Below are 23852 nucleotides of genomic sequence, written 5' to 3' on the forward strand. Positions count from 1 at the left end.
ACGGCTCATTAAAGTTTATATCATGAATCATAAACCAATCGAAGGTTTTTCCAAGCTTCCAAAGCAGGGAAAAATCGAATGGCTCGTAAACGAATATCTTGAAGGAAACCAGGAGTATCAAAATATATTAAAACAATACTGGAACGATGATGCAGATCTTCAGAAGCTTCACGAAGAATTTTCTGAAAATACTATCTCCAATTTTTATATGCCTTACGGAATTGCTCCGAACTTTTTAATTGATGGGAAGCTTGTGGCGCTTCCAATGGCTGTTGAAGAAAGTTCTGTAGTGGCTGCCGCTTCAAAAGCTGCAAAGTTCTGGATAGACAAAGGGGGGTTCAAAACAACCATTATCAATACTGAAAAACTGGGGCATACCCACTTTATTTTTAATGTAGAGCCTCACAAATTATTACATTTCTTTAATTTCAGTTTAAAGAAAAAATTATTTGAAGCAACAGAAGATATTACTTCCAACATGAGAAAACGTGGTGGAGGTATTCTAAATATCAATCTGGTGGATAAAACGGCAGAAATGCCAAACTACTATCAGCTGAAAGCAAGTTTTGATACAGTAGATTCCATGGGAGCGAATTTTATCAATTCATGTCTTGAGCAGTTTGGAAAAACGTTGAGACAGGAAGTAGCAACCAGCGAAGATTTTACTCAGGAAGAAAAGAATTCATTACAGATTGTGATGAATATTCTTTCCAACTTTACACCTGACTGTATCGTGAGAGCTGAGGTTTCCTGTAAAATGGAAGATTTAAAAGATGACAGCGGGATTTCTCCTGAAGAATTCGCCTATAAATTTAAACAGGCAGTAACCATTGCCGAAATTGAACCTTACCGTGCAACCACTCACAATAAAGGAGTCATGAATGGAGTAGATGCCGTTGTAATCGCTACCGGAAATGATTTCAGAGCTACAGAAGCCTGTGCACATGCGTATGCTGCGAGAGATGGACAATACAGATCTTTGACCCACTGTACAACAGATAACGGAGTTTTCAGATTCTGGATTGATCTTCCTATTTCTGTTGGAGTAGTAGGAGGACTTACGAATCTTCACCCTTTGGTAAAATTCTCTTTAGCCCTACTTGGAAAACCTTCTGCGCAGGAACTGATGAGTATTCTTGCTGTTTCAGGTCTTGCACAAAATTTTGGAGCTTTACGTTCTCTGGTAACCACAGGAATTCAGAAAGGACATATGAAAATGCACTTACTGAATATTCTGAACCAATTGGGAGCTACCGAAGAAGAAAAGCAGCACTTTGTGACATATTTTAAAGATAAGACCGTGAGCCACCACGAGGTGATCAATGAATTTAACAGAATGAGAGGACACTAATGTTACAGATCATTTTACCCATTGTATTCCTTCTTTTTGGATTTTTTCTGAAGAAAACAAACAATGAAGGTTTCAGAAGCTCCAAGAGATTTGCCAATATGTTTATCATACTGGGAATTTCTACATTGGTTGCGAAGTTCATTTTAATGTACTTAAAATCAAAGTAGTGAAAAAGAGTATAGTATTTTTCTTATTGATTTCCGGGTTAAGTTTTTCGCAGCAGAAGGATTTAAAAATACAGGATTTGCAGCCTAAATCTGAAAACTTTGTGTTTCCTGTAGTTACTTATCCTGCAAATCCTTCCGTGGCCAATAAGATCAATACATTTCTTCAGGTAAACGAACTGGAATATATCCCGAATTCTGGTGGGAACCCTTTTAAACTTGCCTCTACAGCAACCAACTCTTATTCCAATTATGTTTATTTTTATGATTGGGAGAAGTTGGAAACGCCTAAAAACATTTTAAGTATAGGAGTCAATGGAGAAGCTTCGGGAGCGTACCCGGAAGAGTTTTCAGATTGGAAGAATTTTGACCTGAGAACAGGAAACTATATCAATGCTGAAGATTTATTTCAAACAAATGCTGCCAAAACGGTTGCAGGTTTAATTCAGAAAAAAATCAAAAAAAGAGTCAATGACTTTCTTGTAAAATTAAAATCCGAAAAGAACCCGTCAGAAGAAGTTCAGGAGCAGATTGGCTTATATGAAGGATGCTTCATGGATTATACTTTGAATGGCATCCGATATTTTTTCGGAAAGGATAAACTCACTTTTGTAGCGGGAAGATGTTCTAATCATGCCATGAGAGCTTTGGACGATCTGGGAAGTCATGAACTTGAATTTACCTATAAAGAACTTGAAAAATACCTGAGTATTTATGGAAAGAATCTGATATCAGGCTCTGAAAAGTTGGGGCAGACGGGGCCGGGAAATAAATTATACAAAGGAAAAATTGACGGAAAATATCCTATTACGGTTTTATTTAACGAAATCAATGAGGATGATTCTTTTTCAGCTACTTATTGGTATGACAAGAACAAAAAACCAATCAACTGGAGAGGAGAATTTGTCCATGACCATTTTTCCATCACAGAAGATGATTATCACAGTGAGGAACTTAAGGAATGGATACCAAAAGCTTTAATAGAAGCCAATTTGAAAGGAAATAAAATCATTGGTACGTGGCAGGATTATAAAACAAAAAAATATTTAACCCTAGAATTAGAAGAGTTATAAAATGAAAACAATTACTTTAGTTTTTGGAGCAGTTTACGGAATGGTTTCTGTAATCCTGGGTGCATTCGGAGCGCACGCCTTAAAAAAAATATTAGCTGTGGAAAGACTGGAAAGTTTTGAAACAGGGGTAAGATATCAGATGTATGCAGCTTTTTTTCTGCTGATTATCGGGTATATTTTAAAATTTGAAACTTCTGCTGAAAAATGGACTTCCATTTTAATGATTGCAGGAACACTTTTATTCTCAGTAAGCATCTATTTCCTGAGTATGCAGGACTATCTGGGAATGAATCTTAAATTCTTAGGTCCTATCACTCCACTTGGAGGTCTGATGATGATCTTAAGCTGGGGAATGCTGATCTTTTATTTTGCTAAAAACAGAATTTAAGAATGAAAATTAACAGAAGAAGACGGTTAATACGAACATTCAATCTCCTGGATCAACCTATCAGATTCAATCCGTTTGTGTTCAGCCGTACTTTTTTTATGTGGGCTGTTACAGGTCTCGTGGGTGGTATTATCGCCGGAGGATATTGGATTGTACTGGAACATTTTACAGAATTTTTAGCTGAATTTCAGGGTTGGCAGGTGATTCCAACCATGGCTATCTGCGGTTTGCTGGCCGGACTGGTGATCCATTTTATCGGAGATCCGGGAGAAATTCATCTGATTGTTAATAACATCAGATTCAATAAAGGAAAACTGGAACCCAAGAATAATCCTTCGATGATTCTTTCTTCTCTTTTCTGTGTAGCATCAGGAGGAAGTTTGGGACCTGAAGCTCCTTTGGTACAGGTTACTGGATCTACGGGAACCTGGCTGGGGAAAATTTTCAGATTGAAAGGGGAAGAGCTGAGGTCTTTGAGTATTGCCGGTATGGCATCCGGTTTTACCGCATTATTTGGTGCTCCGCTTGGAGGAAGCCTATTCTCTTTGGAAATTTTGCATCATAAACACGCTGTAGAATATTACAAAGCCATTATTCCTGCATTGGTAGCAAGCTGTTTCAGTTATCTGATGTTTGCTTTGATTATCCATCTGGGAATTGGAGCAACCTGGGATCTGAAAGCTTATCATTATACCGGAGTGTATGATTTTGCTTATGCTACCGCCTTTGGAATTGTAGGCACTTTATTCGGATGGATTTTCATATTTGTAGTCAAATTTTTCAAAAAGATTTTTGAGTACAGAAAATTTCCGATTTACATTAAAACATTCGTAGGTGGAATCATTTTAGGAATTATTGCCTATAATTTTCCCATTACAAGATACTTCGGACATAACGAAATCAACCAGCTGATCGGTGGAAATTTCGGATTGAATTTTTTAATTCTGATTCTTGTTTTTAAAATACTGGCCATCGCAATTACGGTAACTTCCGGGTGGAGAGGAGGATTTATCATTCCCTTGTTTTTTGTAGGAACAACATTGGGACTGATTATCCACAATTTATTTCCGGCAGTAGATACTACTTTAGCGATTGTAAGCTGCATGGCGGCTATTAATGCCTGTGTGACAAGAACTCCGATGAGTACTACGATTATCCTTGGGACACTTACCGGATTTACCTATTTTGTACCGATATTATTTGCCAGTCTTACAGGATATTTTCTGGCTCCTAAAATTCCGTTTATCGGATCTCAGTCTGAGAAATTAACGGAAGAATAGGGGAAAATCGAATGATATGTTAAAAATCAAGTCCATCAGACTTTAATTTTTAAGTCAATAAACTTGAACTTCCATGTCTTTTTAGTAAATTTGTCAACCTTTAAATATTAAAATAAAATAATAAAAATAATATGAATCTTCACGAGTATCAATCAAAAGAGATTTTATCAAAGTATGGAGTAGCTATCCAACGTGGTTTCGTTGCAAACAACGTAGATGAAGCTGTAGCAGCTGCTGAAAAATTGACTGCGGAAACCGGAGCACAGGCTTGGGTTGTTAAAGCACAGATTCACGCAGGTGGTCGTGGTAAAGGTGGGGGTGTTAAGTTTTCTCCAAACATGGACAAACTTAAAGAGAACGCTCAGAATATCATCGGAATGCAGTTGGTAACTCCTCAAACTTCTGCTGAAGGTAAAAAAGTACACTCTGTTTTGGTTGCAGAAGATGTTTATTATCCAGGAGAATCTGAAACTAAAGAATTTTATGTTTCTATTCTTTTAGATAGAGCTGAAGGGAAAAATACTATCGTATATTCTACTGAAGGTGGTATGGATATTGAGCACGTTGCAGAAGTAACTCCTCATTTGATCCACAACGAATTGATTGATCCTGCTATTGGTCTTCAAGGGTTCCAGGCTAGAAAAATTGCTTTCAACCTAGGTCTTGAAGGAAATGCATTCAAAGAATTTGTGAAATTTATTTCATCTCTTTACAATGCTTACACAGGAATTGATGCTTCTCTTTTCGAAATCAACCCGGTATTAAAAACTTCTGATAACAAGATTATCGCTGTAGATGCTAAAGTAACTTTAGATGACAACTCATTGTTCCGTCACAAAGACTTAGCTGAACTTAGAGATACAAGAGAAGAAGATCCAATGGATGTAGAAGCTGGTGAAGCTGGTCTTAACTTCGTAAAACTAGATGGTAACGTTGCTTGTATGGTAAACGGAGCTGGTCTTGCAATGGCAACTATGGATATCATCAAATTATCAGGTGGTAACCCTGCTAACTTCCTTGACGTAGGGGGTACAGCTGATGCTCAGAGAGTACAGACTGCTTTTGGAATCATCTTAAGAGATCCAAACGTAAAAGCTATTTTGATTAACATCTTCGGAGGTATCGTAAGATGTGACAGAGTTGCTCAGGGAGTTGTAGATGCTTATAAAGCAATGGGTAGCCTTCCGGTTCCATTGATCGTAAGATTACAGGGAACTAACGCTGTAGAAGCTAAAAAATTAATTGACGAGTCTGGTCTTCCGGTACACTCTGCAATTACTTTAGAAGAAGCTGCAAACAAAGTAAAAGAAGTTTTAGCATAAGCTGAAATTCTCAGATAAATAAAGAAACCGTTTCATTTTTGGAACGGTTTTTTTGTTTGCAAACCTGAAGACAGAATGTTTTTTTTAGTTTTTTCTTGGATTAAATTCTCCCACAGATCACACGAATGACACAGATTTTTATAACATCCATATTGTAAACCTAACGGGTTTTTAAAACCTGTTAGGTTTTTTCTCTGTAATCATCTTAAAAAAACACCTAGGTTTTAAGGTGTTCTTTATTTATATAGGTTTTTGTTACTTATCCTGATGGCTTTCCGGTAAATTACTCTCGCCGCTGGTAATACTGATGCTCGTAGGGGTCACCAACTGAATTTTATCCACATCAAAACGCTCTTTAATCCCTAAATAAGCCTTACTTCTTACCTGAGCCAGATTAGCACCTACTTTTATCCAGAACTTCACCTGAAGGTTAAATGCCCCTTGTTTCAGGTCTGTAAAGATCACCTCTATGGTGTCTAATTTATCCACATTGTCAAGATTCTTAATAACATCCAGAATTCCTTTCTGTGCTTTACTGATATCTTCATCAGCAGGAATTTCAAAATTTAAAATAATCCTGCGCTGTGGGGAAGCGGTAATATTATAAAACGGAGCATTGAAAACCACCTGATTGGGAATATAAGCCTTCTTCCCATCATCAGTAAGAATTTTGGTGGTTAAAAAACCGATTTCCTGTACTGTTCCGGAATGTGCTCCAATGGTAATATAATCTCCTACTTTGTATGCTTTGTCAATGCCAATCAGCATTCCGGAAAAAATACTTGATACAAGATCTTTCAAAGCAACTCCGGCAATAACCCCTGCAACTCCCAGACTTCCGATAAATTTCCAAAGAAAACCGCTGAAGCCCATTATTTCAAGGGCAATAAAGGTACCCATCAGCATGATCAGAAATCTGAAAATACTGATTAAAGTAACTAATGAACTCTCTTTTTGGCTCTTCGGGAAGAATTTATGGAACAGTTTTACGGCTGCCTGGCTTAAATATTTACTGGTGATCAGGAAAAATGTAAATACTAAAATTCCGACAATTAGTTTGGGCGTGAGCTCAGCAAATGTCACATACCAATTTTCCAATACTTTATAAACAAGATCTACATACCTGAGTCCGGTCTTCTCCATGAATAAAATTTTAATTAAAGATATAAATTTTCGTCAAAAAATTTGCCAGTTCCAAAAAGTCTACTAAATTTGTAGACTATAAAAGTAACGCATTATGTCAATTAAACTAGGAGATACAGCGCCCAATTTTCAGGCAGAATCATCTGTAGGTGATATTAATTTTTATAACTATCTGGGAGATTCCTGGGGAATCCTGTTTTCACATCCTGCAGATTATACACCGGTATGCACTACAGAACTGGGATATACAGCGAAATTGCAGTCTGAATTTGATGCCAGAGGAACCAAAGTCATTGCTTTGAGTATAGATGGAGTAGAAGATCATCAAAACTGGGTGAAAGATATTAATGAAACTCAGAATACCAATGTACGGTTTCCTATTATTGCTGATAAAGACCGAAAAGTTTCAGAGTTGTATGATTTTATTCATCCTAATGCTTCGCTGACGGCTACAGTGCGTTCTCTTTTGATTATTGATCCTTCCAAAAAGGTAAGACTAGTTATCACTTATCCTGCTTCTACAGGCAGAAATTTCAATGAAATTCTGAGAGTGCTGGATTCTTTACAATTGGTGGATAATTACCGCGTAGCTACTCCTGTTAATTGGGAAAATGGAGAAAATGTCATTGTTCCGCCAACAGTTTCTACAGAAGAAGCACGGAAGATATTCCCAAAAGGAGTGACTGAAATAAAACCCTATTTACGATATACGCCACAACCCAATACATGATTTTATTTGATTTTTTATAGTTTAGTTTTAATTTGTACGAAAAGCGCCCGGAAATTTATTTCCGGGCGCTTTATTTTTTATAAGTATTTCAGTTATTACTTAACGTCGTTGATAATTTGTTTTGCTTTAGAGGTTGGAAGGTAAATCTGGAATCCTAAACCAAAAGTAATTTTGTTAGTATATCCACCGCTTCCGAATCCTGCATTTGCGTCATATTTCACTAAACCTTCCAGTCCGATGTTTGGAGTGATGAAATAAGAATAACCAGGTCCGAATCCGAAGTTAAGACCATTAGAAGAAGAACCTCCTTTAGAAATTGACATACCTCCAACACCTACGTTACCTTCGAAGAACCATCTTCCGTGGTGAAGCAAGTTGTTTACTCCCTGCTCTCCCGGATTAAGGTAATAACGCCCTAATGCTCCTACGTTATATGTAAAAGTAGTGGGTGCATCTTTAGCTCCTTTGAAGCCTAAATCCACATATCCCCCAACTGCAATATTGTCTTCAATGAAATATGCTCCTTTTGGTTGAATTGCAAAGTCGTATCCTGCTCCTTCATTTAAACCAAAATTTGCCCCTGCAAGGTTACCCCCTACCATCCAATTACCTTTCTGAATCTGAGCGTTTGCGGTTGCTGTTAAACCTGCTACAGCTAATATCCCTGTTAAAATAAGTTTTTTCATAATTTATTATTTTAATAATTAAATGTTTATTATTCACGAGTTATAGAAAAAACAATAAATGTGCCATACTCTTAATTTTAGGTAATTTTTCTAAATAAACGTTAATATTATCAGTAAGATATAATCCTCTTTTTTAACATATTTGTTGAGGATTTCATAATGATAAAGGAAATAAAAGAAGGGTTTTAAAAAGGAAATGATAAAAAAGGGTCATGAGCTCAAGTGCTTTTTCTTTTGTTCAGTTTCCCAATAATTAAATAAATAAAAGAATTATAGATATGATAAGTCCTGCAATAGTAAACTTAATTCCGCGTTTGAATGCTTTTGTTTTAGGATTAAACATCCAGAAACTGGAAATCACAAAGAAGAAAAGAGAAACTCCGAAGAATACGCTTAGAGGAGATATGGCATCTTTAGACTGTGATTTGTGAAGAGAAACCATTTTATCTAATACGAAAGGTAATTCTTTCTTGGTGTACTTTGCTTTTCCGGTTGCGCTGTCGTAAGTTCCCTGCTTAAAATAAAGAACACTTCCTTCTGTTTTTTCCACTTCAAGCCCTTTCATCTTCAGTTCTTTTTTCAGTTCTTTCTCTGAAAGATTGGCAGCGATGTTCTTTTCATATTTTTTTTCGTTTTTCAGAAAATCGGTGTCTCTGTACACCAGAAGAATTCCACTTAACGAATATACGGCCATAATCCCGGCAAGGAAATATCCCAGATAACGGTGCGTAATTCTCATGAAACTTCTTGTGTCTTTAATCTTATCCATATCTTATTGTTTTGTTTTTGTTTAAAATTTCAAAAGTGGAAACTGCAAAAATGCAATCTCCACTTTTAATGAAAGAATTATTATATAAAGAATTCTAGAGTCTGTATGTCAGTGTGAAATAGTAGTTTCTCGGAGTGATAGGGTTCACTGAATAATTCTCATGAACGTTATAGTTTACGACATCAAACAGGTTGCCCACTTTCCCCTGGATAGAGAATTTATTCCATTCGTAGCCTACAGATACAGAAACAGTTGTATAGTCTTTTAGATCAAACATTCTACTCACGTTGTTTCTACTTGCATTTGTAGATTTTGAATCATTCCATCCAGCGATTCTGTCTCCAATGTAATAAATTCCAGCTCCAATTTTTAAACCTTTTACATAGTTTGTAAATTTATAGAAAACGGAAGCATTTGCTGTTGTGGCAGGAGTTCTTACTAATCTTTGGTTTTCAACATATCCCTTTTCAGGAGTGTCAATGTAAACAGAATTGTTATAAGAAAAACCTCCGATTATAGATAGGTTTTCTGTTGGGTTTCCTGTAATGTCTAATTCCACACCACGGCTTCTCATATTTCCTGCATATTCTTTAAGATTGGTATCTGTTGAATTTACTGGTGCTCCGTTTGGAGCAGAAGCGAACCAATATGTTTGATAATAATTATTGTACATAATCTGGTAAGCCGTTAAGTTAACAGCTAAAGCATTGTTCCAGAAATTCTTTTTAATACCAATTTCGTATTGATCAACTGTTGAAGGTTTTATGCTTTGTCTTGATAAAGTAGTTAACTGATTTTGAACATCGGTAACAGGCTGATTGGTATTTACTGTACCAAACTGATCTGAAGTATATCCTGCATTTGAAGCAAACGAATTAGTATAAGTTGCAAACACCGAAAGGTTTTCATTTGGCGCATAAACCAAACCTACTTTTGGAGAAAATGCATTGTCAGAAGTTGAAGAATTTGCCACCTCAATTTTATCATTTAATGTAAAACGAGTTGTCAGCGTAGGCATATTTTCTATATAAGACCATCTAAGTCCTGCAATTACTTTTAGTTGCTTTGTTAAGCTGATAAAATCTTGTGCATAGATCCCAATTCTTCTTGTATTGATTCTATTTCTTGTACTAAGAGTAGAATTTGGCATATCAATACTTCCCCATGTTGAAGGATCATCTAAATATAGAAGATTTTTTGGGGCAGTAATATTATAAGCATAAGCATCAGCCTGGCTGTAATCAGCATCAGAACCAATTAAAACTTTATGGTTGATTTTTCCAGTATTGAATTCACCATTGATGTTTACTTGTGCCGAAGTATAATTTTGTTCGTTGTAAGTTCTACCAAAAGGTCTTTTCCAAGATAATCTGTTAGGATCTACAGCTGCATCTTTAGTTTCATATATCCATTGTACTCTTTCAGAAGAAAAATAATCTTTAGTATAGTTCTGGTAAGAAGCAGTAGCGTTCAAAGACCATTTTTCATTAAACTGATGATTAAAGGTTACGTTCGTAGAAGCTTGCTGTACATTTTGATATTGCCAGTCAGTTCCGAAGAAAGTGTTTCTGGAAACAGCATCATTCAATCTGTAGCTTTGATCTTTTTCAGTGATAGATCCAATCCCGAAATCCGGGGTAAAATTATTTTTAAGATAATCTGCCTCAACAATTAATTGAGATTTATCACTTAAATTAAATAAAAATGAAGGATTGAAGTAGTATTTCTCTGATTCTACAACATTTCTGAAGCTTTCAGCATGCTCATATGCACCATTTATTCTGAATGCAATATTTTTGGATAATGGTCCATAAATATCAACTGTTGGTTTGTAAGAATTCCAGCTTCCACCATTAAGTCCTACGCTTCCACCAAAATTGAATTTAGGTTTTTTTGTAATCATATTGATAACACCACCAGCTGCTGTATTACCAAAAAGCATAGCATTAGCTCCCTTTAAAACTTCTACTCTTTCCAGACCACTTACTTCAGGGAAAACACCACTATTTATTCTTGAACCATTCTTGAAAATATTATCATTTCCTAAAATGAAACCACGTCCACCAAAGCTGTCCTGAGAATTTCCTCTGGAAGAAGTAATGTACATTCCGTTTACATTCTGAAGAACATCGCTAAGCTGTTTTGCCTGCTGCTGCTCAATAATTTCGTGAGTAACAATAGCAATAGGCTGTGGATTTTCCATTACCGTCAGATTTGATTTTGTCGATAATGGTCTTGCCTGGTTAGGATTTCCTGTTTTGTGAAGATTAATATCCTCAATGGTCTGAGTTCTGATGGTGTCTGCTTCAGCATTTTTCATCTGTGAACTTGCTGAAACAGCAATAAATAGAAGACCTAAAGAAAGTAATTGTCTTTTCATTTTATTTTTATGTAGAACAGTTTTAAATAAGGCGCAAATGTAAGTATTTGTTTAGAATAGATAAAAATAATTTAATGATTTAAATCATATTTTTATAGTTAATGAGATGGATTATTTCTATAGCTCCTTTAGACTGGGGAATAGAGCGTTTTTTATGAATATATTTGTTAAAAATTATAATATGCAATTGGTAAAAGCAGGGCTTTGTGCCTTTGGAATGAGCGGAAAAGTATTCCATGCGCCTTTTTTAAAGGAGCATCCGGGATTTTTTATATCTGCTGTGGTGGAAAGAAGTAAGGAAGAATCTAAAGAAAAATATCCTGAAGCAACTATTTACCGTTCCGTAGAAGAAATGCTTCAACATGCGGATGTGGAGCTGGTGATTATCAATACTCCGGTTCAGACCCATTACGAATACGCCAAAAAAGCATTGGAGGCAGGAAAAAACATTATTGTGGAAAAACCTTTTACAGTAAATGTTTCTGAAGCAGAGGAACTGGTGCAGCTGGCTGAAGAAAAAGGATTGTTTTTAAGTGTATATCAAAACCGACGATTCGACCGTGACTTTTTACAGGTTCAGAAGATCTTAAATGATAATAAAATAGGGAATATTAAAGAGGCTGAAATTCGTTTTGACAGATTCCGTACAACCCCTAGCGGAAAGCAGCATAAAGAAAGTCCGGATCAGGTAGGTTCAGGATCACTTCATGATCTGGGAGCGCATCTTGTAGACCAGGCTGTACAGTATTTTGGATACCCTGAAAAACTTTTTGCAGACGTATTTTCTATGAAAGGAAAAGAATTTGCGAATGATTATTTTGAGATCCTGCTATTCTACAAAAATGATCTGAGAGTAAGACTAAAAACATCGGTTTTCAGTAAAGAAGGGCATTATGCTTACACAATTCATGGGGATAGAGGAACTTTCTTACAGGAAAGGACAGACAATCAGGAAAATGAATTGGTAGCAGGAGCTATTCCTGTATATGGTAAAGAATGGACCCAGACCCTGAGAGAAGCGGATGGAATTTTAAACTTCCTGAATGATCATTCCGAAACGGAAAGAATCCTGACGTCCAGTGAAGCTGGAAATTATATGGATTATTACCAGCAGATCTATGAGCATATTGTTTTTGGATATGCTTTGCCATCCCCTGGAAAAGAAGTTATTCAGAATATGAAAATCATTGATGCTTCCCTGGAAAGCGTAAAAGAAGAAAGAATCATTCAATTATAAATTATGAGTTATGAATTATGAATGAATTCAAAGGTTCAACGTTTAAAGTTCAAGTTTGATAGCAGTTGTAATTAGAAGTTTCCCAACTTGTTTACACTCAAACTCTAAAACCCTCCAACACTCTGACTCATTCATAATTCATCATTTATAATTCATAATTATTAAACGATTTCCTGAAGTTCCAGCCATCTCATCTCATAATTCTCCAGTTTTTCTGAAACAGATTCAAGATCTGCAGAAAGTTTGGCTATCTTTTCGTAATCCGCTTCGTTGTTAAGCTGATCAAGAATTTTGGAACGCTGATCTTCCAGTTCAGGCATTTCCTTTTCAATGGTTTCCAGCTCTTTTTGTTCCTTAAAAGTTAATTTTCTTTTTTTAGAGGCAGAAGCTGGAGTGTTTTTTGTTACAGCAGCTACTTCTTTAGCAGGTTCAGATTTTACGGTTGTATTTTTTTCCAATGCTTCTTCACGGCTTCTCGCCTCTCTGTATTCTGAGAAATTTCCAACAAAATTTCTGATTTTTCCGTCCCCTTCAAAAGCCAGAACATGATCTACAATTCTGTCCATGAAATATCTGTCATGGGAAACAATAATCAAAGATCCCTGGAATTGTTGAAGGAAGTTTTCAAGAACCGTTAGTGTAGGAAGATCCAGGTCATTCGTAGGCTCATCAAAAATCAGGAAATTAGGATTCTGATACAAAATATACATCAGGTGAAGCCTTCTCTTCTCCCCACCCGAAAGCTTAGAAATAGGAGAGTACTGAGTCTGATCATCAAATAAAAATAATCTTAAAAACTGAGATGCGGATAAGCTTCTGCCATTCGCCAAAGGATAAAATTCTGCAATCTCCTTGATGAAATCAATAACACGCTCGTCCTCTTTTTTATAGGTAAGTCCTTTCTGAGCGAAGTAACCGAAAGATATAGTTTCTCCGGTTTCAATCTCTCCCTTATCTGCTTTTTCTAATCCTTGTATAATATTAAGCAGGGTAGACTTTCCTGCTCCGTTTTTTCCGATGATTCCCACCTTTTCACCACGTTGAAACTGGTAGCTGAAATCTTTTAAAAGAACTTTTGCTCCAAAACTTTTATCAATATGTTTAAGTTCAAGAACTTTATTTCCCAGACGCTTCATTTCAAAATCCAATTCCAATCCATCCTTTCTGGTATCGGTTTTGGCAACCTTTTCAGTTTCGTAGAAAGCGTCAATTCTGCTTTTTGATTTTGTGGTTCTGGCTTTTGGCTGTCTGCGCATCCATTCCAGCTCTTTTCTGTAAAGGTTATTGGCCTTATCAATAGTAGCATTAAGATTCTCCTCACGAATCATTTTGTTCTCAAGATAAGTAGCATATGAACCATTATGAACATAGAGATTTCTATCTTCCATTTCCCAGATAATGTCACAAACACTGTCAAGGAAATATCGATCGTGGGTTACAAGCAATAAGGTGATTTTTGCCTTATTCAGATAATTTTCAAGCCATTCTACCATATCCACATCCAGGTGGTTGGTAGGTTCATCCATGATAAGAAGCGTATGCCTGTGTTCGGCCCTTGTTTCTGTTAAAAGTTTAGCCAGCGCTACACGCTTGATCTGACCTCCGGAAAGAGTACCCATTTTAGCCTCCAGATCGGTAATCTTAAGCTGGGAAAGAATCTGTTTCATTTCATTTTCCAGATCCCATGCCTTATGAGCTTCCATACCGGCTAATGCTTTCTCAATAAAATCATTATCAGTAGAATGAAGTGATAGGTGATAATTTTTAAGAGCAAGAATAGGTTCTGAATCCAGCGCCATCATAAATTCCTCAATACTGAGTTTAGGATCATAATCAATTTCCTGGTCAAATAATACCACCTGGATATCTTTGTTGATGATCGCAGTTCCACTGTCTGCAATTTCTTTACCCATTAATATTTTCAGAAGGGTAGATTTTCCACTTCCGTTTTTGGCAACAATAGCAATTTTATCCCCTTCATTGATATGAAAAGAAATGTTTTCAAATAAAATTTTGATGCCGTAAGATTTGGTAAGATTTTCTGCAGAAACGTAATTCATTGGAAATTAATGGTTTGATTTTAATTTTGAATTGAACCGCAAAAGTACGAAAATGTAACCTAAAATTTTCCGGAACCCCTTTTATAAAAATGAATATTTATAATTTTTTAATAGACTGTGTCCATTATCTGAAAAAACTATTCAGTAAATTTGATATGACACAATGAATACACTTTAATAATATTAATAAATAATACAAAAATCTGATTGAAACAATGAAAAAAGTTATTGTAGATATGGACGGGGTAATGGCGGATGTATATCATCAGCTGGTACAATTTGAAAAAAGAGATACAGGAAGAGAAATTGAAATCAGTGATTTGGCTGGGAAGCCTGAAATAGAATCTTTTCCAAACGGAAAAAAGCATGTAAATGAGGTAGGCTTTTTCAGAACCTTACCTGTAATGAAAGGAAGCCGTGAAGCAATGGAATATCTGAATAATAAATACGATCTGTATATCGTGTCTGCAGGTATGGAATTTCCCAATAGCTTAAGAGAAAAATATGACTGGCTTGCAGAACATTTTCCATTCATCACCTGGGAGCAGATTGTTCTTTGCGGAAGCAAAAAGGTAGTTTCCGGAGATATTATGATTGACGACTATCCTAAAAATCTAGATCATTTTACCGGAGACAGACTGATATTCACGCAGCCTCATAATGAGCTGATAGAAAACGATACCTATCAAAGAGTGCATTCATGGGAGGATGTTATGAATATCCTTTAAAAGCAGGGGATTTAAATGTTTTTTAGAATAATCATAAAAATAGCAGAAAGCTTTAAATGAATTTTAACTAAAGGTAGATTAAATTTAATAAGATGTTATGAGAGCGGGCTGTTGAAAAGAAATAAGTTTGCATCAAACTTTTAACATGAAAAAACGTAACACTTTATTCTTTCTTTTGGCAGCTTCAGCCTTCCATGCCCAGATTATTTCCGGGACTATTATTTCTAAAAATGAAAATCAACCGATTCCTTATGTGAAAATAGGTGTTGATAAAGAAAATGTTGGAGTGGTTTCTGATGGAAAAGGAAATTTTTCAATTGATTTATCCACATTAGCTCCGCAAAAAAAAGTAATCATTGAAGTGCCGGGCTATGAAATGTATACGGAGGCTGTACAGGATTTTAAAAAGCATGATCTGCAGAAAATATTTTTGAGAGAAAAAATTAAAAATATTAAAGAAATTGCGATTAAACCTAAGAAACTTGTAGATAAAAACTGGGGTGTTAATACGAAAACAAAAAGTGTTTTATATTCAGTGAATCCGGGGCTAAACAAAGATAATTTTTTAGGAGAAACGGCATTGGAGTTTAACGCAAAAAAAAGGTCCAAGATTAAAAATATCAACCTGAATATTGCGAGTTATACTTCCAGTCAGCCGGTCCTGATGAGATATAGTATTTACAGTGAAAAAAACGGGTTCCCGGATAAGAATGTTTTGGATGAGGAAATCACAGTAGAGCTTACTGAAGATATGATTAAAGACGGGACTTATACACTGGATGTAAATGACCGTAATATTTGGGTTCAGGGAAAATTCTTTGTAGGAATTCAATTCTTGAAAGATTTTCAAGGAACGGTGAAAATAAGTGCAGCATTATTTAGAACAGGATTTATAAGAGAATTTTATGGAGATTGGAAAAAAATGACTATTGCTGCACCTGCCATAAATATTGATGTGAAAATGGATAAAAACGGCAATAGCAATACCGAAGAGGAAGGCGGTTTTTCAGATGATAGTGCTGAAGCAATGATGCCTGATGTATCAAAATATGTTCAGGAGTCAGAACATACAATATATGGTCAAAATACAACTGCCGGGAAATATCTCAAACTTCAGGATACAGATCTTTATTATGAAATCTATGGTGAAGGAGAGCCATTGATTCTGCTTCATGGTAATTCAGGAAGTATTAAAGATTTTTATCAGCAGATCCCCGTTTTGTCCGGGCAATACAAAGTAATTGCGATAGATACCAGAGGGCAAGGAAAAAGTATAGATTCTTCTAAAAAAGATTTTACCTATAAAATGTTTGCAGATGATGTGAAAGCTTTGGCGGATAAGCTAAATCTTGATAAAGTAAATATCGCAGGCTGGAGTGATGGCGGAAATACAGGTCTGGAATTCGCTCTGAAATACCCGGAAAGACTTAATAAATTGATAACCATTGGAGCAAATGCTTTTCCTGATGGAGTAGATGATAAGCTTACCGGTCATTTTGAAAATAAAATGCTGGTAATGAAAGAACTGAAGGATCCTAAAAAGTTTAATGAACAAAGACTTCTGAAGATTATGCTGACACAGCCTCGCATCGGTAAAAAAGATTTAAATAAAATTGGAAGCAGGGTATTGGTGATCGCCGGAGATAAAGATGTTATTAAACCAGAGCACACCGAGCTCATCGCTAAAGAAATTCCCAATGCAGAACTCAAAATCTACAACAATGCTACTCATATGATTCCTTTTGAAAATGCGGACCAGCTCAATACAGATATTCTGCATTTTTTAGGAAAAAGTAATTAAATAAAGGCTGGGAGCGGGAAATTGGAGGCTGGAAGTTATATCAGTCAGCTAATTCTGAAAGTTGGTTCATTGAAATGTACATACTGGATAAATGAAATTTCATCAATTGCTATCTTCCCGCTTCTATTTTTCTTTCTTATTGCTAATCCAGAGTCAGTCTTTTTAAAGACCATGAATTGCCGTTGTAAATATCAAGATCCACTTTGGCGTTGATGCCATGAACAATCCCGTTTTCTGTAAATTGCCAGAAATCCCACTGATCATCAGGGGAAGGAGAAGGAACATCATTGTAATTGGCCAGCCATAAAGGATAATCTTCAAATTCACCTTTCAGGAAATCTTTGTAATAATGATAATAGGTATAAATGATAGGTTTTTCACCATAAGCTTCCTCTATAATTTTACACCAGACTTTTAAGTCTTCAATCAGTTTTTTGTTCGTTTTACGCTTTGGAATTTTTTCAATATCAAGAATAGGAGGAAGATCTCCACCCTCAAGTTTTACATTTGCTAAAAAATTATTGGCCTGAATAACAGGGTCTTCATCCGCTCTGTAAAAATGGTAGGCACCCCGGATAAGATTGTGCTTTTTAGCCATTTCCCAAAACTCCTCAAAATGCTTGTCAGCACTTCGGTTCCCCATCGTAGCACGCATAACGACGAACTCCAGCGGAATGGTTTTATTACCAATGCTGAGGCTGTCCCACTTGATATCTTCCCTGTTCTGATAATGGGAAACATCAAAACCGTATGTTTTATCAAGGTTGCTCGTTAAAATTCTCTGAATTCTTGCGGCTTCTCTTTCGCTGTTGTGGAGTTTCTTGTGAGTAAATTTGTTAAAGTACAATGCATAATAATAGCTGATGGATTGCTTTAAATAAAAGCCGGTTCCGATAAGGGCAACAATTAAAATGGCCAATATTACTTTTCTACGGAAAAAATAGTTCTTCCGTCTTGTTTTATGGAGCTGTTTGGCAGTTTTTTTGGTGTACTTTTTTGGTGTCATAAAGTTTTGCAAAACTAACTTTTTTCACTGCTAAATGCTAAAATAAAATCAGTAAATTTGTGTATTATGGAAACACGCGAAAAAATCATCATTATAGGAGGAGGATTTGCGGGGCTGCAGCTTGCAAAAACATTGAATAACAAGAACAAAAAGGTCATTGTTCTGGATCGGATGAATCACCATATGTTTCAGCCGCTTTTTTATCAGGTAGCCTCAGGAAGGATAGAACCCTCCAATATCTCTTTTCCTTTCAGGAAGATTTTTCAGCAGTCCAGAAACACACAGTTCCGTATGACAGAGGTGAAAGAAATAGACCCTGCCAGCAATAAAGTAATTACCGATGAGGCAGAATTTACTTATGATAAACTCATCATTGCAACGGGCTGTAAAACTAATTTTTTCGGGAACAAAGATCTTGAAGGAAAAGCGTTCGGAATGAAAAATACCCAGGAAGCCATCAGCATAAGAAATCATGTGTTGATGACCTTTGAAAAGCTGATTATTGAAAAAAGCAGAAGCGATGACGGGAACTGGAATATTGTTATCGTAGGAAGCGGACCTACCGGAGTAGAGCTGGCGGGTGCTTTTGCCGAAATGAAAAAAGACATCCTTCCCAGAGACTATCCCTACATGAATTTTGACCATCTGAAAATTATTCTGGTGAGTTCCACAGAAAAACCCCTTGCTGTAATGAGCAGTGAGGCTCAGGAGAAATCTGAAAAATACCTCAAAGATCTTGGAGTGACTTTTATGAGCGGAGAAGTGGTGACAGATTATGATGGAGATAAAGTGCATCTTAGAAGCGGGAAAGAAATCCCGTCCAATAATGTAATCTGGGCAGCCGGAGTTACCGGAAATGTGGTAGGAGGTTTCCCAGAAGAAAAATTAGTAAGAAACAGATATATTGTAGATCGATATAATAAAATAAAAGGATACGATAATATTTATGCCATCGGGGATATTGCCTATATGGAAACTCCAAAATATCCACAAGGACACCCGCAGGTAGCAAACGTAGCCATTAATCAGGCAAAAAATTTAGGTAAAAATCTATTAAAGAAAAGTCAGAACGAGTGGGCAGAGTATGAGTATGATGATAAAGGTTCATTGGCAACCATAGGGAAGCACAGAGCCGTTGTTGATCTGCCATTTATAAAATTCCAGGGATTTCTGGCATGGTATTTCTGGATGTTTCTCCATTTAATGCTAATTTTGAGCGTTCGAAATAAGCTGGCCATATTCTTCAACTGGATGTGGAGCTATGTGAACAAAGATTCTTCTTTAAGATTAATTATTATACCTACTAAGAAAAACGGAACATTACAATGAGAATTGACATAATAAGCGTACTTCCGGAATTGATGGAAAGTCCGTTCAAAACTTCTATTTTGAAAAGAGCGATGGATAAAGGGCTGGCAGAAGTACATTTTCATCAACTGAGAGACTGGGCTATCAATAAGCACAGACAAATTGATGATGAACCTTACGGAGGCGGAGCAGGAATGGTCATGATGATTGAGCCGCTGGATAAGTGTATCTCAGAGCTTAAGTCGCAGAGAAATTATGATGAGGTAATCTATCTGACACCGGATGGAGTTACTTTAAATCAGAAAATTGCCAATTCTCTTTCCATAAAAGAAAATCTGATCTTTCTTTGTGGCCATTATAAAGGAATAGACCAAAGAGTAAGAGATCTTCATATCACAAAAGAAATTTCAATAGGAGATTATGTTCTTACGGGAGGGGAACTGGCAGCTTGCGTTCTTGCAGACTCTGTCATAAGACTGCTTCCCGGAGTTTTAAATGATGAACAGAGTGCCTTAACGGATAGTTTTCAGGATGATCTTCTTTCACCGCCAATTTATACAAGACCTGAAAGTTATAAAGGATTGGACGTGCCTAAAATTTTACTCAGCGGAAATTCTGGAAAAATTGAAGAATGGCGTCATGATGAAGCTGTAAGGATCACCAGAGAAAAACGCCCCGATTTACTGTAGTCAAATATTGTTGAAACTTATTTAATTCTTACCAGTTTTGAATTCCATTTTTTATGAATGTAAATGGAATAATATTTGTTGTAAATTTAATATGAGCGAAAAATATTAATATTTCTAATTTTAAATTGAAAATTTGTTTCTATTATTTTGAGTTTTACGTATTGTTTCTATTTTGATTAATATGTTAAAACTCCCTGATAATTGAAAAATTATTTTATTATAACTGATTTCATTGATATTTTTTATTATATTTGAATAGTTTTTTATTGGAAATTGATTTGCTTGTCTTAAGGTAAATCAAAGGAATTTAAAAAAAAATAATAAATTTACATCTTAAGGAAAAAAGAACATAATAAATTAAAGTATAGAAATTAGTGTAGATGGAACTGTTCTCTTTTTATAATGTTGAAAATTTATTTTTACCCGATCCGAAACCTGTCCACAAATTAGATCCTACCCGGTCAGGATTAAGGAATTGGGATGAAAAAAGATATAATAATAAGCTTTTCAAAATCTCCCATGTATTTCAGTTAATGAAGGAGGAAAACGGTGTAATGCCATTTGTAATAGGATTGTCTGAAGTTTCCGGAAGGAAAGTATTGGAAGATCTTGTTGAGATGGAGCCCTTTCATTCGCAATATGGAATTGTGCATTACAATTCTATGGACGAAAGAAAAGTGGATGTAGCCATGTTGTATGATAAAAATAAAGTAGAGGTAATAGATTCGGAAACCATTACTTTCTTTTTTGAAATACTAAATAAAAACACAGGAAATTACGACACAACCAGAGACGTACTTTTTTCAAAAATTAGATATAAAGGGGAAATTATTAATGTCTTTATCGCCCATCTTCCCTCTAAGCGAGAAAAAGACATCAATAAACCTAAAAGAGCCTTTATATTGAATGAAGTCCGGCAACGGATTATGAAAATAGTAGATGCTGATAAAGAGCATGTCATATTGTGTGGTGATTTTAACGAAAACCCGGATGATGAAAATTTAGTACAGATTCTCTATAACAATGACCATGAGAAGGTTTTAATGAATCCTTTTCAGCAATTGTTTTCTACAAGAAATTATTCTACTTTTCATTATAAATCTGGATTGTTGTATGATCAGATCATTATGTCAAGATCTTTGCTTGATAATAAGACGCTGACTTTTCAGGATGCCCATATATTCAATTCTGAAAAAATCCGCAGCAGAACCAGAAATTTTGAAGGACGACCTTTCCGAACTTATGCCGGTACACGGTATTTAGGAGGATATAGTGATCACTTTCCGGTTTTTGTAAAATTTAAAAGTTTACAGTAAAAAACATAAATAATAAAAAAGTAGAAAATGAAAAATTCGAGCAACACAAGCTATCATTTAGATTCTATTGACAAGGAAATTATCTACATGTTGATGGATAATGCTAAAACTTCTTTAGCCCACATTTCAAAAAATGTCGGAATTTCCACAACGGCAGTGCATCAAAGAATCAAAAAACTCGAACATGCAGGAGTTATTGAAAATTCAATATCATTTCTTAATCCTAAAAAAATAGGATACAAGGTGATTTCCTACATTGGTGTGTTTCTGGATCAGCCAAGCCATTATCCAGAGGTGGTAAAATCTTTGCATGATATTAACGAAGTAGTGGAAGCCCATTACACAACAGGAAATTATACCATATTCCTGAAAGTTCTTTGTAAAGATAATGATCACTTAATGCAGATCCTTAACAAGCTTCAGAAGCTGAAAGGAGTAACAAGAACAGAAACCTTTATATCTTTGGAACAAGGTATTTACAGACAATTGAAAGTATAACGATATGAACATAGCCCAATATTTGGATTCAACCTACCTGAAAACACCGGAACAATCAGGTATTTCCCATGAAGAAACACTTCAAAAAGATAAAGAACTTGCACAGGAAGCTATTGAGAATGGCATTTTTGCAGTAATGATTCGCCCGGATTATGTAGCAGAGATCAGGAAATATATTCAGGAAAGAAATTCAAATGTTGCAGTAGGAACTGTAATAGGCTTTCACGAAGGGACCTATTCTGTTGATGAGAAGCTTGCTGAAGCCTCAAAAGCAATAGAAGACGGTGCTGATGAATTGGATTTCGTTATTAATTATACAGCTTATCTGCAAGGTAATGTAGAGCTGGTAAAAGATGAATTTGTAAAATGTACAAGATTATCTCTTGAACATCATAAAATAGCAAAATGGATTATTGAAATAGCCGCTTTGACAGATGAACAAATTGCAGATCTTACCAAAAATATTTCTACCTGGGCAGAAGAGAACTTCTCTGAAAACGATTGGTCAAAAATTTTTGTTAAATCTTCAACAGGATTCTACAAAACACCCGAAGGAAAACCTAACGGAGCAACCTTTGAAGGAATAACAATTATGCTCAACAACGCAGGGAAACTTCCTGTAAAAGCAGCGGGTGGTGTAAGAACCCCTGAAGATGCCGAGAAAATGATCAATATGGGAGTGAAAAGAATAGGAACCTCTTCAGCTTTGGCGTTGATTAAAAATCAATCTCCATCAGAAGGATATTAATCTAAGATTCAAATAATAAAAAACCATCAGTTTTGCTGATGGTTTTTATATTTATACCTGTGCCTGATATTCTTCGTAGAACTGTTGGGTTTCTTTGATTAAGCTGTTCATTTCTTCCAATGTGAAAACTTCCAGGAATTTTTTTCTGAAGTCCTTGAAGTGAGGAATCCCTCTGAAATAATTACTGTAGTGCTGTCTCATTTCTACCAATCCTAATCTTTCTCCTTTCCACTCAACACTCCATTCTGCATGCTGGCGAACTGCCAATAAACGGTCTGATATTGTAGGGGCAGGTAAATGCTCTCCTGTTTTAAAGAAATGCTTGATTTCATTGAATATCCATGGATAGCCAATAGCAGCACGTCCAATCATAATACCGTCACATGCATACTTTTGTTTATATTCTAATGCTTTTTCAGCAGAATCAATATCTCCGTTTCCAAAGATTGGAATCTCAATATTAGGATTTTGTTTGATTCTGGAGATATGCTCCCAGTCTGCTTCACCCTTGTACATTTGAGCACGGGTTCTCGCATGTATGGTAAGAGCTTTGATTCCTGTTTCCTGCAGACGTTCTGCTACCTCATCAATATTAATGCAGGTACTGTCCCATCCTAAACGGGTTTTTACAGTTACAGGCAGATGGGTGGAGCTTACAACAGCTTTTGTAAGACGAACCATCAGGTCAATGTCTTTCAAAACACCTGCACCTGCTCCTTTGCAGACAACTTTTTTTACAGGACATCCAAAATTGATATCTACCAGATCCGGATTTACTGTTTCAACAATTCTTGCAGACATGGCCATAGCTTCTTCGTCTCCACCAAAGATTTGTATACCCACTGGTCTTTCATAATCGAAGATATCAAGCTTTTTACGGCTTTTGATCGCGTCACGAATCAACCCTTCAGAAGAAATAAATTCCGAATACATTAAGTCTGCACCATGCATTTTACACAAACGTCTGAACGGAGGATCACTTACGTCTTCCATCGGAGCCAGCAAAAGTGGAAATTCCGGCAGTTCTATGTTGCCTATTTTTATCATGGTGCAAATTTACGAAATTCTGAAAAAACAATATTTTACTATTTGTAATATGCTCTGTATTTAGTATATTTCTGTTTATTTAAGGGATTTTATGATATTATTTTAATTTTTTATTGAATTTATATAAT

The 23852-nt window shown here is 35.8% G+C and carries 21 protein-coding genes; 14 read left to right on the forward strand and 7 right to left on the reverse strand.

What is annotated here, in order from left to right; all coding sequences use genetic code 11:
• The first annotated feature begins 22 nt into the window (after window positions 1-22).
• From OL225_RS00935 to sucC, 5 genes are all read left to right on the forward strand, one after another.
• Window positions 23-1351, forward strand: coding sequence for a hydroxymethylglutaryl-CoA reductase, degradative (locus OL225_RS00935; RefSeq protein WP_264516983.1), 1329 nt, complete (start codon window positions 23-25; stop codon window positions 1349-1351).
• 166 nt (window positions 1352-1517) lie between these two features.
• Entirely contained in the window at window positions 1518-2588 is a 1071-nt protein-coding gene (locus tag OL225_RS00940) for a hypothetical protein (protein ID WP_264516984.1), read from the forward strand.
• A gap of 1 nt (window position 2589) precedes the next feature.
• Window positions 2590-2976 carry a DUF423 domain-containing protein gene (locus tag OL225_RS00945; protein ID WP_047096689.1) on the forward strand — a complete coding sequence of 129 codons (387 nt, stop codon included), beginning with the start codon at window positions 2590-2592 and terminating at the stop codon, window positions 2974-2976.
• 2 nt (window positions 2977-2978) lie between these two features.
• Window positions 2979-4256 (forward strand): chloride channel protein, encoded by a 1278-nt coding sequence (locus OL225_RS00950; RefSeq protein WP_047379067.1) that lies wholly within the window; start codon window positions 2979-2981, stop codon window positions 4254-4256.
• A gap of 131 nt (window positions 4257-4387) precedes the next feature.
• Window positions 4388-5578: an ADP-forming succinate--CoA ligase subunit beta gene (sucC, locus tag OL225_RS00955; RefSeq protein WP_034694875.1), complete on the forward strand. Its 1191-nt coding sequence runs from the start codon at window positions 4388-4390 to the stop codon at window positions 5576-5578.
• Between the two features lie 255 nt (window positions 5579-5833).
• Here sucC and OL225_RS00960 read toward each other — a convergent pair whose 3' ends face one another.
• Window positions 5834-6721 (reverse strand): mechanosensitive ion channel family protein, encoded by an 888-nt coding sequence (locus OL225_RS00960; protein WP_264516985.1) that lies wholly within the window; start codon window positions 6719-6721, stop codon window positions 5834-5836.
• A 94-nt stretch (window positions 6722-6815) separates the two neighbouring features.
• Here OL225_RS00960 and OL225_RS00965 point away from each other — a divergent pair, with 94 nt between their 5' ends.
• A complete protein-coding gene (locus OL225_RS00965; protein ID WP_264516986.1) occupies window positions 6816-7451 on the forward strand; it encodes a peroxiredoxin in 636 nt (211 codons plus the stop codon).
• A gap of 95 nt (window positions 7452-7546) precedes the next feature.
• Here OL225_RS00965 and OL225_RS00970 read toward each other — a convergent pair whose 3' ends face one another.
• The 3 genes from OL225_RS00970 to OL225_RS00980 form a co-directional block, all read right to left on the reverse strand.
• Window positions 7547-8137 carry an outer membrane beta-barrel protein gene (locus OL225_RS00970; RefSeq protein WP_047379061.1) on the reverse strand — a complete coding sequence of 197 codons (591 nt, stop codon included), beginning with the start codon at window positions 8135-8137 and terminating at the stop codon, window positions 7547-7549.
• Between the two features lie 253 nt (window positions 8138-8390).
• Entirely contained in the window at window positions 8391-8906 is a 516-nt protein-coding gene (locus OL225_RS00975; protein WP_047379059.1) for a membrane protein, read from the reverse strand.
• Between the two features lie 94 nt (window positions 8907-9000).
• Entirely contained in the window at window positions 9001-11286 is a 2286-nt protein-coding gene (locus OL225_RS00980; protein WP_264516987.1) for a TonB-dependent siderophore receptor, read from the reverse strand.
• A 181-nt stretch (window positions 11287-11467) separates the two neighbouring features.
• Between OL225_RS00980 and OL225_RS00985 the strand changes: the two genes are divergently transcribed.
• Window positions 11468-12523 (forward strand): Gfo/Idh/MocA family oxidoreductase, encoded by a 1056-nt coding sequence (locus tag OL225_RS00985; RefSeq protein ID WP_264516988.1) that lies wholly within the window; start codon window positions 11468-11470, stop codon window positions 12521-12523.
• 161 nt (window positions 12524-12684) lie between these two features.
• Here OL225_RS00985 and OL225_RS00990 read toward each other — a convergent pair whose 3' ends face one another.
• Window positions 12685-14583, reverse strand: a complete 1899-nt coding sequence (locus OL225_RS00990) for an ABC-F family ATP-binding cassette domain-containing protein (RefSeq protein ID WP_264516989.1) — start codon at window positions 14581-14583, stop codon at window positions 12685-12687.
• 215 nt (window positions 14584-14798) lie between these two features.
• Here OL225_RS00990 and OL225_RS00995 point away from each other — a divergent pair, with 215 nt between their 5' ends.
• Together OL225_RS00995 and OL225_RS01000 are read left to right on the forward strand one after the other, a co-directional pair.
• Complete coding sequence (locus OL225_RS00995) at window positions 14799-15311, forward strand: 5' nucleotidase, NT5C type (RefSeq protein WP_047379053.1); 513 nt, start codon at window positions 14799-14801, stop codon at window positions 15309-15311.
• Between the two features lie 145 nt (window positions 15312-15456).
• Window positions 15457-17112 (forward strand): alpha/beta fold hydrolase, encoded by a 1656-nt coding sequence (locus OL225_RS01000; RefSeq protein ID WP_264516990.1) that lies wholly within the window; start codon window positions 15457-15459, stop codon window positions 17110-17112.
• Window positions 17113-17254: 142 nt separating this feature from the next.
• On the opposite strand, the gene OL225_RS01005 is transcribed toward OL225_RS01000, so the two are convergent.
• On the reverse strand, window positions 17255-18118 hold the full coding sequence (locus OL225_RS01005; protein ID WP_047379052.1) for a glycoside hydrolase family 25 protein: 864 nt from the start codon (window positions 18116-18118) through the stop codon (window positions 17255-17257).
• A 66-nt stretch (window positions 18119-18184) separates the two neighbouring features.
• Here OL225_RS01005 and OL225_RS01010 point away from each other — a divergent pair, with 66 nt between their 5' ends.
• The 5 genes from OL225_RS01010 to deoC all read left to right on the forward strand — a co-directional run bounded on the left by OL225_RS01010 (window position 18185) and on the right by deoC (window position 22677).
• Window positions 18185-19447 carry an NAD(P)/FAD-dependent oxidoreductase gene (locus OL225_RS01010; RefSeq protein WP_047379051.1) on the forward strand — a complete coding sequence of 421 codons (1263 nt, stop codon included), beginning with the start codon at window positions 18185-18187 and terminating at the stop codon, window positions 19445-19447.
• Window positions 19444-20115 (forward strand): tRNA (guanosine(37)-N1)-methyltransferase TrmD, encoded by a 672-nt coding sequence (trmD, locus tag OL225_RS01015; RefSeq protein WP_047379050.1) that lies wholly within the window; start codon window positions 19444-19446, stop codon window positions 20113-20115. Before OL225_RS01010 ends, trmD begins: the two co-directional genes overlap by 4 nt.
• Before the next feature lie 380 nt (window positions 20116-20495).
• Window positions 20496-21431: an endonuclease/exonuclease/phosphatase family protein gene (locus tag OL225_RS01020; protein WP_047379049.1), complete on the forward strand. Its 936-nt coding sequence runs from the start codon at window positions 20496-20498 to the stop codon at window positions 21429-21431.
• A gap of 27 nt (window positions 21432-21458) precedes the next feature.
• The gene (locus OL225_RS01025) at window positions 21459-21929 is read left to right on the forward strand and encodes an Lrp/AsnC ligand binding domain-containing protein (RefSeq protein ID WP_047379047.1); all 471 of its coding nucleotides are present in this window, start codon (window positions 21459-21461) and stop codon (window positions 21927-21929) included.
• Window positions 21930-21933: 4 nt separating this feature from the next.
• Window positions 21934-22677, forward strand: a complete 744-nt coding sequence (gene deoC / locus OL225_RS01030; RefSeq protein WP_264516991.1) for a deoxyribose-phosphate aldolase — start codon at window positions 21934-21936, stop codon at window positions 22675-22677.
• Between the two features lie 51 nt (window positions 22678-22728).
• Here deoC and dusB read toward each other — a convergent pair whose 3' ends face one another.
• Window positions 22729-23724, reverse strand: a complete 996-nt coding sequence (gene dusB / locus OL225_RS01035; protein ID WP_264516992.1) for a tRNA dihydrouridine synthase DusB — start codon at window positions 23722-23724, stop codon at window positions 22729-22731.
• Between the last annotated feature and the right edge of the window lie 128 nt (window positions 23725-23852).

This window comes from Chryseobacterium viscerum (assembly GCF_025949665.1).
Taxonomy (GTDB): domain Bacteria; phylum Bacteroidota; class Bacteroidia; order Flavobacteriales; family Weeksellaceae; genus Chryseobacterium; species Chryseobacterium viscerum_A.

Bases quoted from the DNA above. Each gene is read 5' to 3' on its own strand.
- OL225_RS01000 (WP_264516990.1), top strand. From the start codon at position 15,457: ATGAAAAAACGTAACACTTTATTCTTTCTTTTGGCAGCTTCAGCCTTC.
- OL225_RS00975 (WP_047379059.1), bottom strand. From the start codon at position 8,906: ATGGATAAGATTAAAGACACAAGAAGTTTCATGAGAATTACGCACCGT.
- trmD (WP_047379050.1), top strand. From the start codon at position 19,444: ATGAGAATTGACATAATAAGCGTACTTCCGGAATTGATGGAAAGTCCG.
- OL225_RS01005 (WP_047379052.1), bottom strand. From the start codon at position 18,118: ATGACACCAAAAAAGTACACCAAAAAAACTGCCAAACAGCTCCATAAA.
- sucC (WP_034694875.1), top strand. From the start codon at position 4,388: ATGAATCTTCACGAGTATCAATCAAAAGAGATTTTATCAAAGTATGGA.
- OL225_RS01025 (WP_047379047.1), top strand. From the start codon at position 21,459: ATGAAAAATTCGAGCAACACAAGCTATCATTTAGATTCTATTGACAAG.
- dusB (WP_264516992.1), bottom strand. From the start codon at position 23,724: ATGATAAAAATAGGCAACATAGAACTGCCGGAATTTCCACTTTTGCTG.
- OL225_RS00970 (WP_047379061.1), bottom strand. From the start codon at position 8,137: ATGAAAAAACTTATTTTAACAGGGATATTAGCTGTAGCAGGTTTAACA.
- OL225_RS00960 (WP_264516985.1), bottom strand. From the start codon at position 6,721: ATGGAGAAGACCGGACTCAGGTATGTAGATCTTGTTTATAAAGTATTG.
- OL225_RS00965 (WP_264516986.1), top strand. From the start codon at position 6,816: ATGTCAATTAAACTAGGAGATACAGCGCCCAATTTTCAGGCAGAATCA.
- OL225_RS00950 (WP_047379067.1), top strand. From the start codon at position 2,979: ATGAAAATTAACAGAAGAAGACGGTTAATACGAACATTCAATCTCCTG.
- OL225_RS00995 (WP_047379053.1), top strand. From the start codon at position 14,799: ATGAAAAAAGTTATTGTAGATATGGACGGGGTAATGGCGGATGTATAT.
- OL225_RS01010 (WP_047379051.1), top strand. From the start codon at position 18,185: ATGGAAACACGCGAAAAAATCATCATTATAGGAGGAGGATTTGCGGGG.
- OL225_RS00985 (WP_264516988.1), top strand. From the start codon at position 11,468: ATGCAATTGGTAAAAGCAGGGCTTTGTGCCTTTGGAATGAGCGGAAAA.
- deoC (WP_264516991.1), top strand. From the start codon at position 21,934: ATGAACATAGCCCAATATTTGGATTCAACCTACCTGAAAACACCGGAA.
- OL225_RS00935 (WP_264516983.1), top strand. From the start codon at position 23: ATGAATCATAAACCAATCGAAGGTTTTTCCAAGCTTCCAAAGCAGGGA.
- OL225_RS01020 (WP_047379049.1), top strand. From the start codon at position 20,496: ATGGAACTGTTCTCTTTTTATAATGTTGAAAATTTATTTTTACCCGAT.
- OL225_RS00945 (WP_047096689.1), top strand. From the start codon at position 2,590: ATGAAAACAATTACTTTAGTTTTTGGAGCAGTTTACGGAATGGTTTCT.
- OL225_RS00990 (WP_264516989.1), bottom strand. From the start codon at position 14,583: ATGAATTACGTTTCTGCAGAAAATCTTACCAAATCTTACGGCATCAAA.
- OL225_RS00980 (WP_264516987.1), bottom strand. From the start codon at position 11,286: ATGAAAAGACAATTACTTTCTTTAGGTCTTCTATTTATTGCTGTTTCA.